This window comes from Salinibius halmophilus, assembly GCF_003577475.1.
Classification (GTDB): Bacteria; Pseudomonadota; Gammaproteobacteria; order Pseudomonadales; family Natronospirillaceae; genus Salinibius; species Salinibius halmophilus.
On the sequence record NZ_QPEP01000010.1, the window covers coordinates 146,526 to 160,599 of the forward strand.

General features: G+C 48.7%; 12 protein-coding genes. 6 read left to right on the forward strand and 6 right to left on the reverse strand.

The window, feature by feature from the left end; genetic code table 11:
* The first annotated feature begins 27 nt into the window (after positions 1-27).
* Together DUW71_RS12730 and DUW71_RS12735 are read left to right on the forward strand one after the other, a co-directional pair.
* Complete coding sequence (locus DUW71_RS12730) at positions 28-648, forward strand: bifunctional 4-hydroxy-2-oxoglutarate aldolase/2-dehydro-3-deoxy-phosphogluconate aldolase (RefSeq protein ID WP_119395638.1); 621 nt, start codon at positions 28-30, stop codon at positions 646-648.
* Positions 639-2,363 (forward strand): glycoside hydrolase family 20 zincin-like fold domain-containing protein, encoded by a 1,725-nt coding sequence (locus tag DUW71_RS12735; RefSeq protein WP_119395639.1) that lies wholly within the window; start codon positions 639-641, stop codon positions 2,361-2,363. The genes DUW71_RS12730 and DUW71_RS12735 overlap by 10 nt, the downstream gene beginning before the upstream one ends.
* On the opposite strand, the gene DUW71_RS12740 is transcribed toward DUW71_RS12735, so the two are convergent.
* The 3 genes from DUW71_RS12740 to DUW71_RS12750 form a co-directional block, all read right to left on the reverse strand.
* Positions 2,364-2,798 (reverse strand): CBS domain-containing protein, encoded by a 435-nt coding sequence (locus DUW71_RS12740; protein ID WP_119395640.1) that lies wholly within the window; start codon positions 2,796-2,798, stop codon positions 2,364-2,366. It abuts the gene before it with no gap.
* A gap of 104 nt (positions 2,799-2,902) precedes the next feature.
* Positions 2,903-3,385 carry a DUF934 domain-containing protein gene (locus DUW71_RS12745; protein WP_119395641.1) on the reverse strand — a complete coding sequence of 161 codons (483 nt, stop codon included), beginning with the start codon at positions 3,383-3,385 and terminating at the stop codon, positions 2,903-2,905.
* Complete coding sequence (locus DUW71_RS12750; protein WP_119395642.1) at positions 3,366-5,042, reverse strand: nitrite/sulfite reductase; 1,677 nt, start codon at positions 5,040-5,042, stop codon at positions 3,366-3,368. The genes DUW71_RS12745 and DUW71_RS12750 overlap by 20 nt, the downstream gene beginning before the upstream one ends.
* 465 nt (positions 5,043-5,507) lie before the next feature.
* Here DUW71_RS12750 and DUW71_RS12755 point away from each other — a divergent pair, with 465 nt between their 5' ends.
* A complete protein-coding gene (locus tag DUW71_RS12755) occupies positions 5,508-6,875 on the forward strand; it encodes a KamA family radical SAM protein (protein ID WP_119395643.1) in 1,368 nt (455 codons plus the stop codon).
* A gap of 191 nt (positions 6,876-7,066) precedes the next feature.
* Here DUW71_RS12755 and DUW71_RS17585 read toward each other — a convergent pair whose 3' ends face one another.
* Positions 7,067-7,213 (reverse strand): hypothetical protein, encoded by a 147-nt coding sequence (locus DUW71_RS17585; RefSeq protein WP_158584061.1) that lies wholly within the window; start codon positions 7,211-7,213, stop codon positions 7,067-7,069.
* A gap of 91 nt (positions 7,214-7,304) precedes the next feature.
* On the opposite strand from DUW71_RS17585, the gene DUW71_RS12760 reads away from it, so the two are divergent.
* Positions 7,305-7,910 (forward strand): esterase/lipase family protein, encoded by a 606-nt coding sequence (locus DUW71_RS12760; protein ID WP_119395644.1) that lies wholly within the window; start codon positions 7,305-7,307, stop codon positions 7,908-7,910.
* On the opposite strand, the gene DUW71_RS12765 is transcribed toward DUW71_RS12760, so the two are convergent.
* A complete protein-coding gene (locus DUW71_RS12765; protein WP_119395645.1) occupies positions 7,900-8,376 on the reverse strand; it encodes an acyloxyacyl hydrolase in 477 nt (158 codons plus the stop codon). The genes DUW71_RS12760 and DUW71_RS12765 overlap by 11 nt on opposite strands.
* Before the next feature lie 199 nt (positions 8,377-8,575).
* Positions 8,576-12,250, reverse strand: coding sequence for a methionine synthase (gene metH, locus DUW71_RS12770; protein ID WP_119395646.1), 3,675 nt, complete (start codon positions 12,248-12,250; stop codon positions 8,576-8,578).
* A 165-nt stretch (positions 12,251-12,415) separates the two neighbouring features.
* On the opposite strand from metH, the gene DUW71_RS12775 reads away from it, so the two are divergent.
* Positions 12,416-13,138: a sulfite exporter TauE/SafE family protein gene (locus tag DUW71_RS12775; RefSeq protein WP_158584063.1), complete on the forward strand. Its 723-nt coding sequence runs from the start codon at positions 12,416-12,418 to the stop codon at positions 13,136-13,138.
* Positions 13,139-13,378: 240 nt separating this feature from the next.
* Positions 13,379-13,966, forward strand: coding sequence for a Fe-S biogenesis protein NfuA (gene nfuA / locus DUW71_RS12780; RefSeq protein WP_119395648.1), 588 nt, complete (start codon positions 13,379-13,381; stop codon positions 13,964-13,966).
* The last annotated feature ends 108 nt before the right edge of the window (positions 13,967-14,074 follow it).

A 14,074-nucleotide genomic window follows, 5' to 3' on the forward strand; every position in this document is an offset into this window, starting at 1 on the left:
CTGATTTATCGTTAAGTTTTGGTGTTTATGTCGAGCGTTTCAGAACAACAAATTCAGGCTTATGGCCGCATTATTCCACTCGTTTCAATTGATCAACCAAGTTGTATTAGCGCACTAGTCGAGGCTTTTTTGAGCGCCGGTATGCAATCTGTTGAAGTCACATTACGCACGCCTAGTGCCTTGGCTGCCATTGCCGAGTTTGCTAAGTACCCCGAGCTAAAAGTGATTGCCGGTACGGTCATTACTCCAGTGCAAGTGAATGAGGCGCTAAGCGCTGGTGCTGACTTATTGGTTAGCCCAGGTGCCACCGATGCGCTACTTGATGCCAAAGCACCGCTTGTGCCGGGTGTCTCAACCCCGTCAGAAGTCATGCAGGCACTTGCGCATGGGTATCATGTGCTGAAGGCATTTCCAGCTGGTGCAATGGGTGGTGCGCAGTGGCTTAATGCCATAGCGGGCCCACTGCCGCAGGCCAAGTTTATGGCCACTGGTGGTATTAACCTTGATAATCTTGCGCAAATTAGTCGCTGTAAGAATGTGGTGGCGATTGGTGGCAGCTGGCTAGCGAGTCCACAGCTGATCGCCGAGCGAGCCTGGCAAAAGATTACTGATAACTGTAGGCAAGCGAGGGAAATAGTATGCAGCTAGTGCCGCCGGTAAAACGTGTAACTTGGTTAAATGACAGCTGCCAAGTGGATTTAAGCGAGTATAACACGCTTGCCTTTCATGATCCTTTGCCAAGCGAATCATACCAAGATGACTCATTGCCCCAGCAAGGCTATCGAATTGAGCTAACTGGCCAGCGGCTCGTAGTCCACTACAAAGATGCGCTAGGGCGCTGGTATGCGGTGCAAACGCTTAAGCAGCTCGCTGAGCAAAAAGCCCTTCAGGCTGGGGTAATTGAAGACTGGCCAGACATTCCAGTGCGTGGCGTGTTGCTCGATATCAGCCGTGATCGTGTGCCAACCATGAACAAGTTGTATGAACTGCTGTCGATGTGGGCGTCACTCAAATACAACCAAGTACAGCTATATATGGAAGCGGCGTTTGCCTATCAAGGTGAAGAGGCTGCTTGGCAAGGGCGCTCTCCTATTACTGCAAGCGAGCTGGATCAAATTCAGCGCTGGTGTGATGAGCTAGGGCTTGAGCTTGTGGCAAACCAAGCCACCTTTGGCCATATGGAAAACTGGTTAGACAAGCCTGAGTATCAGCATTTGGCTGAAAATATTGGAGGCTGTTATGACGGCGCCGGTAATTTTAGGAATCACTCCTTTTGTTTGAGTGCGGTCAACCCGCAAGCCAAAGCATTTGTTGAGCGCTTATTCGATGAGCTACTGCCACACGTAAATAGCCCTTGGGTTAACGTTAACTGTGATGAGACCTTTGATTTAGGCGTTGGTGATAGTGCACAAGCCTGTGCTGAACGAGGCAAGGGTAGGGTGTACCTTGATTATGTGTTGGCGATCAATGAAATGCTGGCAAAACGTGGCAAGCGCATGATGCTATGGGGGGATATATTACTAAACTACCCAGAGCTTGTTGGAGAGCTGCCTAAAAACGCCATCGCGCTGAACTGGGGATACGAAGCTGGTCATGATTGGCAAGGCTCATGTGGCGTTTTACAGAAGGCTGGCATAGAGCACTATGTGGTGGCAGGTACGGCAACATTCGCCTCGGTAACTGGCCGTTGGTTAAACGCCAGAACGAACATCGATGAGGCCATCGCCGCCGTGCATGAATTTTCAGCCAGTGGCTTTTATGTTTCCGAGTGGGGCGATTTTGGCCATACGCAGCCATGGGTTGCAGGCTACCCGGGCTATGTGTATGCCGCGAGTAAAGCTTGGCATCAGGATGCGGATATCAATATCGAGCAGGCGCTTGAGGGCTTTATGCCAAATGATTGCGTTGCGCCGCTGTTGTTACTAGCCAATAGCTATTTGGCTACCCAAACCGCAGATCAGTTACCTGGCGTTGGGATTTATGGCGCGCTCTTGTGTAATCAGATGACCAATCGTCATATGAAAAAGGTTAAGCATTGGTCCGTAGATGGGTTTGCGCTTGCTCAGCAGCAATGCCGCAGTGCACTAAACGCGCTGCAGAACGCGCAAACTTCCTTGGTACAACAAGAAGTATTGCTAACTGCCAAGCTTGCTGTATTTGCCTGCCAGCTTGGGCAGGAGTTAGCGAAGCAGGGCGATTATCGGATTGAACGCCTACCAGAGGCAATGAGGCAAGCATTGGCGCAGCACCTTGCACCATTGCTTCCCGAGTTTGAAAAAACTTGGTTACAAGAAAGCCGCGCTGGTGGCTTAGACGATAGCCTTGCGCGGCTTGAGTTTTTGCATAACAAGCTAGCTAGTTAGTTAGTGCTCGGCACCGAGTAGCTCGAGGCAAAGCTTTAAATAGTCGGCCGAGGTCAGTAGGCCGACTAACTCACCTTCATCTAGCACAACCAGGCAGCCATGTTTGTTGTCACGCAAATACTGGCCAGCTTCAAGCAATGAATCGTCTGGGCCAAAGTCGACAAAATCAGCTTCGATGATTTCTCTTACCGTGCGTTTTTTTTCTTGATGGCTAAAATTATCCAAGCCAAACTTTTCGGTTAACAGGAGTACTTCTTTTAATAGCCCTCGCTGAGTAACAAGGCCGACAAACTCACCCGTGCTGGCTTCTAAAACAGGTACCCGGCGAATGCTGTACTGGCGCATTAGTTCGCGTGCTTCGGCTAAAGAAGTTTCGGTGGTACAGGTAATAAGGTCTTTTACCATCAGCTCTTTAACAAGCGTTTTGTTACTCATTGAACCATCTCTTTTGTCTCTGGTTATTTGAAGTGTAGACGCTTTTTAATTAAGCAAAAAAAAGCACCTATTGAAGGTGCTTTTTGAATCCAATTACCGGTGGCTTATGCACGACGACGGAAGAGTGGGTCTGGTCGCTCAACCGAAGTCTGATAAGCTTCGCTGAAGTAGTTCAGCGTCTTTACGGCATTCTCTACTTTTTGATCATCACGCAGCTCGAACTGGTCGAAACCACAGCGGTGCATATACTGTAGCTGGTCAAGCAATACATCACCAATCGCACGGACTGGGCCGGCAAACTGGTAGCGTTCGCGTAATAAACGGGCAGTGGAGTAGCCACGGCCATCGGCAAACTTAGGAAACTCAATGGCCACCAATGCAAGCTTTTCAAGATCGGCAGCAATTTGCTCGGCAAACTCGTCTGACTTCAGCCAAACACCAATCGTGCGCCCGCTTAGTTGTTCGCGATTTGCTTGCCATTGTTCAACTGATAATAGCAAGTTGCCTTCGCTTGGTAGTTCATTACCGTCAACGCGAACAAACTGTTCGTTGGTCAATTCGCCTAGATTATTGATCAGCGTCGGCATATGCAGCCTCCTTAAAAGGTTGCACGCCAATGCGGCGGACAACATCAATAAATAGTTCGCCCTCATGGCGTTGGGCAACAAATACGTTAAGCAGCTTTTCAATCACATTAGGGATTTCTTCTGCTTCGAAGCTAGGGCCGATAATTTTGCCAATGCTTGGTTCATTGTTAACGCCACCCGACTCACCGCCAATGGTAACCTGGTAGAACTCACGGCCCTTTTTATCAACGCCTAGGATGCCAATGTTACCAACGTGGTGGTGACCACAGGCGTTCATGCAGCCTGAAATATTCAAGTCCAAATCACCTAGGTCGTACAGGTAATCCATGTCATCAAACTTAGCTTGAATCGCTTCTGCAACTGGGATCGAGCGTGCATTAGCTAGGGCGCAGAAATCACCGCCTGGGCAGCAAATCATATCCGCAAGTGTGCCAACTGTTGGGGTTGCAAAACCATTGGCTTTGGCAGCCTCCCACAGCGCAGGCAAGTCTGATTTTTTCACATCAGTCAGAATAATGTTTTGATAGTGGCTAACGCGCAACTCAGCAAAACTAAACTCTTCAGCAAGCTTGGCAGCAGCACGCATTTGTGCGCTGGTCGCATCACCCGGTGCAACGCCTACCTTTTTCAGTGAGAGGGTAACCGCACAGTAGCCAGGTACGCGGTGGTCCATGGTGTTGCGTGTTACCCAGCGGTCAAAGCCTGCTTTTTCTTGGCGCAATGCTGTTACCGCTGCGGGTTCTTCATCTGCTAGTTGTTCGTAAGCAGGGTCAATAAAAAACTTCGAAACACGGTCTACTTCATCTTGCGTCAGCGTGCCTGGGCCATCTTTTAAGTGCGCCCATTCTTCTGCTACTTTTTCAGCGAACGCTTCGGTACCCAAAGCTTTCACCAGAATCTTGATGCGAGCCTTGTACTTGTTATCGCGACGACCGTTTAGGTTGTATACGCGCAGTACTGCATCCAAGTAGGTAAGCAGGTGCTGCCACGGCAAGAACTCGTTGACTAGGCTGCCAATAATTGGCGTGCGACCCATGCCACCACCAACGAATACTTTAAAGCCTAACTCGCCAGCATCATTTTTCACTAACTGCAAGCCAATATCGTGCACGGCAATGGCTGCACGGTCTAGGTCGGTGCGTGAATTCACCGCAATTTTGAACTTGCGTGGTAAATAAGCAAATTCTGGGTGGAACGTAGACCACTGACGAATAATTTCACACCACGGACGCGGATCAGCAACTTCGCCTTTAGCAATGCCAGCAAATTCATCTGTTGTAGTGTTGCGGATACAGTTACCAGATGTTTGTATCGCATGCATCTGCACGGTTGCAAGCTCAGCTAGAATGTCAGGAACTTGCTCAAGTTCAGGCCAGTTGTACTGAACGTTTTGGCGCGTGCTGAAGTGCACATAGCCCTTATCGTAGTCGTCAGCAATGTCAGCAAGCTTATATAAGCGCTCACTGGTTAGCATGCCATAAGGCACTGCCACGCGTAACATTGGTGCGTGGCGCTGAACGTAAAGGCCATTTTGTAGGCGAATTGGCAAAAATTCCGCTTCTGGAATCTCGCCCGCTAAATAACGGTTGGTTTGATCGCGGTATTGTTCTACGCGTTCATCAACGATTTTCTGATCTATTTCGTCGTACTGATACATGAGCGACTCTGCTCCGGTGCTCTACACACAATTTACAAGTGGTGCGACTATACAAGATCCCCCTTATTCCATAAATGACTTTTGCATCATAACTTAATGAATGCTGCGCATAAGAAAATTGAACGCATGGGTTAAATAAGAATGATAATAGATACAGTTAAGGTTTGAGTAGTAAGCAAAATAAAGCGTAAAAAGCGATTAAATAGCTTAAATTTCGGTAATTGAATCGGGATTTGCCGTAAAGAAGCTTAGAACACAATAAAAATTCATCTGAAATCTGTTAGTATGCCTGCCCTTGTAGAGTAGATTGAGGCCAAACGGGCTTAGAAGTGCTATGTGGCGTTCCCGTTTGGTGTGACATTCAACAGTGTCGACACTGTGCTCGCAACGTATAGCGGATGACCTAGCACGTCGTTCCCTGTACGTCATTTTCGTCGGCCATTAATTGAGCAGGTAGTTATATCCATGAATCAAGTTGTTTCGATGTCTGGACAAATCAGTGCCCTGAGTATCGACCCCAAGCCGTTCAAGGTATATACCCATAATCAAATGGACAAAATTCCTCAGGTGGCAGAACTGCCTGAAGAAATGCGTTTTGAAATGAAGGTTGTGGCGAGTGTTTTGCCATTTCGTGTGAATCAATATGTGATTGATGAGTTAATCGATTGGCAAGACCCGCTGAACTGTCCGATTTTCCGCTTAATGTTTCCGCAAAAGGAAATGCTAGAAGCCGAAGATTTTGACAAAGTAGCCGAACTCGTTCGTGCTGGCGCATCGATGAAAGAGCTAAAGGTGGTGGTTAATGAAGTTCGTGAGAAACTTAACCCTCACCCAGCTGGCCAGAAAGAAATGAACGTACCGCAGGTAAATGGCGAGGCGATTGAGGGCCTGCAGCATAAGTACCGCGAAACCGTATTGTTCTTCCCAAGCCAAGGCCAAGTGTGTCACAGCTATTGCACATTCTGTTTCCGCTGGGCGCAGTTTGTTGGTGACGCCGACCTTAGGTTTGCTGCCAAAGAAGCCAGCCAGTTCCACGACTATTTGCGTGAACACACCGAAGTGACAGACGTGCTGTTTACTGGTGGCGACCCTATGGTAATGAAGACGAAAAACCTTCGTGCCTACCTAGAAGCATTTATGACCGATGAGTCATTGTCGCATGTGCAAACCATACGTATTGGCTCAAAAGCACTAACCTTCTGGCCTTATCGTTTTGTGACTGACCCAGATGCAGAAGACTTGCTTGAGTTGTTGCGTGAGCTTAGCCTAGCTGGCAAGCATGTTGCCTTCATGGCGCACTATAATCACCCAAAAGAGATGCAAACGCCGGTGGCAAAAGCCGCTATTTCGGCCATTCGCTCAACGGGCGCGCAAATTCGCAGCCAAGGGCCACTTCTCAACCACATCAACCGAGATGCACAAGGTTGGGCAGATATGTGGCGCGAGCAAGTGCAGCTTGGCATCATTCCTTATTACATGTTTGTTGAGCGCGATACGGGTGCCCAGCATTACTTCGAAGTGCCTTTGGTAGAAGCCTGGAACATCTTCCGCGATGCCTATCAGCAGGTGTCTGGTGTGGCGCGTACCGTGCGTGGTCCGAGCATGAGTGCTGACCCAGGTAAGGTTGAGATTCAAGGCGTATGTGAAATTAATGGTGAGAAGGTTATCTCGCTGCGCTTTATTCAAGGCCGCAACCCAGACTGGGTGAACCGTCCTTTCTTCGCCAAATATGATGAAAAAGCGACCTGGTTGCACCATTTAGAGCCAGCCTTCGGTGAAGAGAAATGGTTCTGGACCGATGAGTTCGAAGCCATGAAAGCGGGTAAGATGTAAGTTTTACGAACCGAAGGTTCGGGAAACATTGATCGATGGTGATACATGGTTCAATAAAATCTTAAACCCTCGGCTAGACTCCCGCATGCGCGAGAGTGACCGGTAGGTTTTACGAACCGAAGGTTCGGGAAACAATGATCGGTATTACTAGGTGTTGCCCGGTGCAACTACAAGCGCCGGGCGACTTACAGCTATTTCGGTGTACACATTCGACAGCCCTTTTCATCGGGCTGGCTGCCTTCTATGTAGCGAACCTTCCTGCTTGGCGAGTGGCGATCGGCAGACACCTGAAACATCCGTCCTGCTCGCACATCTTTTTTTTCTGTTTTGTCTGACATAATCAAACTCCAATTCAGCTTCTGCTTGCTAATATAGTGGGCACCAAAGTGATTCGCGAGCAAAAGATTGATGCAATTTAGGGATAATATAATGGCGCTACTGCTAATCGCTGCACCAGTGAGTGCCCAGCAAGTGGTGTTAGTGCATGGCATTGATGATGACGCCAGCAAGTTTGATTGGTTTATTGAGCAGTTATCCGACGATTGGCAAGTGACCGCGGCCAATATTAGCCCTAGTGATGGGTCAATAGATTTTGAAACCATGGCTCAACAATTGGATGAGCAGTTGCCGGACGGTGAGTTTCATCTACTAGGATTTAGCATGGGTGGCATTATTACCCGCTCATGGCTGCAGACCAATGAATCGCAATGGGGCAGGGTGCTCAGTTACACCTCTTTATCGGCGCCAAATTTTGGTACCACTTGGGCTGACGTGTGTGATGAGAAGGTTGGCTGTCGGCAAATGCGCCGCGACAGCGAGTGGCTAGGCAAGCTAAATAGTGATATCAAGTTCCCAGAGCACATCCCAACGCTCACGATTCATACGCCTTTGGACGTTGTGATTATTCCACCCGACAGCACCGAATTGCCAGGAGCGATAAACGAAACCATGTGGGTGTCTATGCACCCGATGATGGTGCGCAACCGCGACGTATTAGAGCGCGTTGTCCAGCATTGGCAATCCGCTACCAATTAACTCGATAATGCACCGACAAGGTTTCTGTACCAGGGTTGGGCTCAGCAAGGCTAGCATTCGATAAATGGTGAAAAGCAAGCCCTATTTTGGTTTGGTCGCTGAATCGGTAGCCAACTTCAATACCAGAGCGGAACTGCAACCAATACCCTAAGTCGGTGTCGTTTTGGTTGCCGAAAAAATAAAGACCAGGAGCAAAGTTTAGTTCTAGGTAGGGCGTGCTGGCTCTTTGAAACACCGTTGAGCGGCGTAAAATGCCGGCAAATACATAGTGAGACGCATAGCGACTGCGCAATATACCTATTTGTGGGCGAAAATTTGCCGCAGTGAGAGACTGAGGTAGTTCAACTGTAACGCCATATTGAGAATCCTGATTATTGCGCGCCACATCATAACTACCAAGAAAAACGCCTGTATTAGTGGCGCTACAGAGCGCGGGCAATAGCAAAAGTAACACAGCTCTAAGCATATGAACCTCGCAAAAGCATGGTTTTTCTTTAGTAAAGAAGTCGCAAGAGTAAAGCGGGTGTCTCTTTGCTTTGATTTGTAATGCTAGGGAACAAGTTAAGACGTCAAAATTAAGTCTTGTGTGAGTTGGGCGTTACTATTCGTTAATAAGAAGGTAGGCAAATACAGTAAAAAGGCGACCCTTGGGTCGCCTTTTCAGTTTATTCGTCATCCATTACAGACGACAACCAGCGCGCCATTTTTTCGACTGGCATGCCCTTGCGGGCAGCGATATCCTCTAGCTGGTCGGACTTGATTTTGCTAATGCCGAAGTATTTTGCCTCTGGGTGACTGTAATACCAGCCTGAAACAGAGGACGCCGGCCACATGGCGAAGCTATCAGTTAGCGTAACGCCGGTATGCTCCGGGGCATTTAAAATACTGAATAGCGTTTCTTTTTCAGTATGATCCGGGCAAGCAGGGTACCCTGGCGCTGGGCGAATGCCTTTGTAGGCTTCTTTAATCAGCGCATCATTGTCTAAGTCTTCATCGGCGGCGTAGCCCCAATGCTCTTTACGCACTCGCTCGTGCATATACTCGGCAAACGCTTCGGCAAAACGGTCGGCTAATGCCTTGACCATAATGCTATCGTAGTCATTATTTTCTGCTTCTAATTTGCGTGCATACTCATCGGCTTCAATGCCCGCCGTGACCACAAAACCACCAACATAGTCATCGTTATTTGGTGATACAAAATCAGCCAACGAATAATTTGGTTTGTCTGAACGGTCGGCTTGCATACGCAAGTGATGCTGCATGGCAAGCTTGTCGCTGCGCGTTGCATCGGTGAATAGTTGCACGTCGTCAGCGCCAACGCGATTCGCTGGCCATAAGCCAATGACCGCGCGTGGTTTAATGATGTCGTTCGACAACAGGTGCGCCAACATTTGCTCGGCATCAGCGAATAGCTTTTTCGCCTCTTCTCCAATGATCTTGTCATCAAAAATCTTTGGATACTTACCAGCTAACTCCCAAGTAAAGAAGAACGGTGTCCAGTCGAAATAAGGCACCAAGTCGGCAGGTTTTACATCGTCAATCACCTTGATGCCGGTCCACGCTGGTTTTGGTGGCGTGTAGTTGTCCCAATCCAGTTTCGCGCCACGCTCGATGGCATCCGCATAAGACAACATAGGAGTTTTAGCGCGCTTGGCTCGACGTTCACGCACGGTCACGTATTCGGCTTTAGTCTTTTCAACAAAGTCCGCTTTTTTATCCGACAATAAGTTTTGCGCCACGCCCACCGCTCGCGAGGCGTCGGTTACATAGATCGCACAGTCGTTTTTGTAAACTGGCTCAATCTTAACGGCCGTGTGCGCCTTGGACGTGGTCGCGCCACCAATTAATAGTGGAATGTGGAAGTCTTGGCGCTGCATTTCTTGCGCAAGGTGTACCATTTCATCGAGTGATGGCGTGATCAAACCAGACAAGCCTATGATATCAACGTTCTCTTCGCGCGCCGTTTTGAGAATCTTCTCCGGCGGCACCATGACACCCATGTCGATTACTTCGAAGTTGTTACATTGCAGCACCACGCCAACGATGTTTTTGCCGATGTCATGAACATCGCCCTTCACCGTAGCCATGAGGATTTTACCCTTAGCTTCTGCCGGGCCATCCCCTTTCTCTTCCTCGATAAACGGAATAAGGTGGGCAACCGCTTGTTTCATTACACGCGCCGATTTTACCACCTGAGGCAGGAACATTTTGCCTGAGCCAAATAAGTCACCAACCACGTTCATGCCATCCATTAATGGGCCTTCAATCACGTGCAGCGGGCGCTCGGCCTGCTGTCGGGCTTCTTCGGTGTCTTCAATAATAAACTTGGTAATGCCTTTAACCAGCGCATGCTCGATACGTTTATTAACCGGTAGCTCACGCCAAGCTTCGGTTTCGGCTTCTTTAACGCTGCCATCACCGCGGTAATTGTCGGCTACTTCCAATAGGCGATCTGTGGCATCGTTGCGGCGGTTTAATACCACGTCTTCAACGAGTTCGCGCAACTCATTCGGGATGTCATCGTAAATCTCCAGCTGGGCTGGGTTAACGATACCCATGTTCATGCCAACCTTGGTGGCGTGGTATAAGAACACAGAGTGAATGGCTTCCCGTACTGGATTGTTACCACGGAACGAGAACGATACATTCGATACACCGCCTGATACCGACGCATAGGGTAGGTTCTTGCGAATCCACTCGGTGGCGTTGATAAAGTCGATGCCGTAGTTGTTGTGCTCTTCAATACCGGTGGCAACAGCGAAGATGTTAGGGTCGAAAATAATATCTTCTGGTGGGAAGCCAATGCCAACTAGGGTGTCATACGAGCGCTTACAGATTTCAATCTTGCGTGCTTCGGTATCGGCCTGACCTACTTCATCGAAGGCCATTACCACTACCGCAGCACCAAAGCGCATGCACGAACGGGCTTGTTCGATAAACTTCTCTTCGCCTTCTTTTAGCGAGATTGAGTTCACGATGCATTTGCCTTGCACACACTTAAGACCCGCTTCAATCACGTCCCACTTCGATGAGTCGATCATGATGGGTACACGCGAGATATCGGGTTCAGAAGCAATTAGGTTCAAAAAGCGTACCATGGCCGCTTTTGAATCCAACATGCCTTCGTCCATGTTGATATCAATGACCTGAGCACCGTTTTCTACCTGGTCGCGCGCAACCGACAAGGCTTCATCGTAATCTTCTTCTTTAATTAGGCGCTTAAACCGCGCCGAACCCGTAACGTTGGTTCGCTCGCCGACGTTGACAAAGCGTACTTCATCGGTCAGCACCATAGGCTCTAAGCCCGAGAGGCGCATGCGTGGTTCAATTTCAGGAATTTGACGTGGCATAAGATCGCGCACACGATCGGCAAACGCGGCAATGTGTTGCGGCGTAGAGCCGCAGCAGCCACCCAAAATATTAATTAAACCCGCTTCGGCAAACTCCACCACAATGTCTGCCATTTCATTTGGTGTTTGGTCGTATTCACCAAACTCATTAGGCAGGCCAGCGTTTGGGTGAGCGGATACATAACAATCAGCAATGCGTGACAAGGTTTCAACATAAGGGCGCAATTCATCGGCACCTAAAGCACAGTTCAAACCAATCGACAGAGGGCGAGCGTGGCGCAGTGAGTAGAAGAATGCTTCTGTTGTTTGCCCAGACAGAGTACGACCTGAGGCATCGGTGATGGTGCCGGAAATCATAATCGGCAGTTCAATACCAACTTCTTGGAATACATCTTGAACCGCTGCCACCGCCGCTTTGGCGTTAAGTGTGTCGAAAATCGTCTCGATTAGAATGAGATCTGAGCCGCCTTCGATGAGTGCACGTGTTGAGTTGCGGTAGTCTTCGACAAGGGTGTCGAAGTCAACATTGCGATAGCCTGGATCGTTAACGTCTGGCGAAATAGACGCCGTGCGCGAAGTTGGCCCAAGCACACCCGTCACATAACGTTGCAGGCCTGTCTCTTCGGTGACTTCATCAGCGGCTTGGCGGGCTAGGCGAGCACCTTCTAGGTTTAACTCATACGCCAAGTCTTGCATGTCGTAATCGGCTTGTGACAGCTTGGTAGAGTTAAAAGTGTTGGTTTCAATGATCTCAGCACCGCCATACATGTAGTCTTTGTGAATACGTTTAATGGCTTCAGGCTGAGAGAGAATGAGCAGGTCGTTGTTGCCTTTTACATCGGTATGCCAATCGGCAAAGCGCTCACCGCGGTACTGCTCCTCGGTAAATTTTTCCTGCTGGATCATGGTGCCCATGCCACCGTCGAGCACAACAATGCGCTCTTTTAGGGTTTCTTTTAGTAGGGCAATTCGCTTTGATACTTCTGTCATAACTGACTCTGCTCTTTATATTTCTTTCGGGTCGGTGCTCTGTTTGTGGCGCCGCCGTAGATCAAACCTGACAGGTCATCAGGTCATCGTATTCTTGCTGGTTCGCGATTATATCAAAAAATTTTGATATAAAGTAGCGCCCTCGCTGACATCATAGGTAATGCTTTGCTATTTGAATGGTTCATCGCGCTCGTTGTAATTGTATTGTCATCAGTTGTACAAACCGCGGTTGGTTTTGGTTTGGCCATTATTGCTGTACCCATTCTAGTACTGATCGACCCAAATATGGTGCCTGCGCCAATTGTTATCGTGGCGTTTTTTCAACTTTGGCTAAATTTGTACGCCCACCGCGCACATGTGAACTGGAAACCACTGCTGTGGGCATTTGTAGGCAGAGTTCCGGGCACTGTTGCTGCCGTGCTGGCATTGCGACTAACTGGCGAGGCCGGATTGCAATGGTTTATTGGTTTAGCGGTATTGATGGCAGTGATTATTAGCTTGTCTAAATGGAGGCTGGCGCTCAACCGTCGTAATCACTTTTTTGCTGGTATGGCCTCTGGTTTTACTGGTACCACCAGTGCCATTGGCGGCCCGCCGATTGCGCTCCTATACCAGCATCAAACCGGTGATACGGTGCGAGCTAACTTGTCGGCCTATTTTATCGTTGGCTCGGTGATGTCAATCATTGGTATGGGGGCAGGGGGCTTGTTAACCATGCAAAGCTGGCTTTATGCTGGGGCATTTCTAATACCTACTTTTGTTGGTGTGTGGATTGGCTTGCGAGTGAAGCACCTGCTAAAACCCACATTTATGCGCCCCGCCATGCTGATACTTTGCGGCACCTGTGCTGTGGTAGTATTAGCACAGGCGGTTAGGTTGACGTTTTAAATGCTCATCAAACCGACGCGTTTTGAAAGACTACCTCGTCATGCCTGAGTGCTTTTATCGGGCATCTAGCTGCGGGACAAGAATATGCGCAAACTAGACTCCCGCTAACTGCACGCGGGAGTGACGACTGCCTCCTCACACTGGGCAGATTCATCCAAACATACCTGACCAAAATAGTCTGGTATTCCACTTTCCAACGTATTGCCGTACAATAAGTTCAAATTTGAGGGCAGGATTACGATGGATATTCAATTAACCATTACCCCAGCGGCACATGACTTTTTGGCCGACTTATTAAGCAAGCAAGGTACCGAAGGCACCAATGTTCGAATGTTTGTTACCCAGCCAGGTACAAAATACGCAGAAACATGCCTTGCTTACGCGCGTCCAGGTGAAGAAAAAGCCGAAGACGAAATTATTGAGTTAGAAAAATTCAAAGTATTTCTAGAAAAGGCTAGCTTGCCGTACCTAGATGAAGCGGTGGTGGATTATCAAACCGAGAAGGTGGGTGGCCAGCTAACGATTAAAGCGCCCAACGCCAAGCTGCCGAAGGTAAATGAAAATAGCCCCCTAGATGAGCGTATTAACTATGTGCTAGTGACTGAAATTAACCCAGGCTTGGCAGCACATGGTGGTGAAGTGTCGTTGGTAGAAATTACTGAAGATAATTTTGCCGTTCTACGCTTTGGCGGCGGTTGCCAAGGGTGCTCAGCGGTAGACCTTACACTAAAAGAAGGCGTAGAAAAGTCGTTGATGCAGCAAATACCAGAGATTGCTGGGGTGCGCGATGTAACCGACCACAGCAACACCGAAAACGCATATATGTAGAGCTGATCACTTAGATAATTCAGCTAGCAGAGCCAAGCCGTGAGCTATCTTACTCGCGGCTTTTTTGTGTCAAAAATTTGTGATTTTGTAACTCACCTGCCTTTTAGT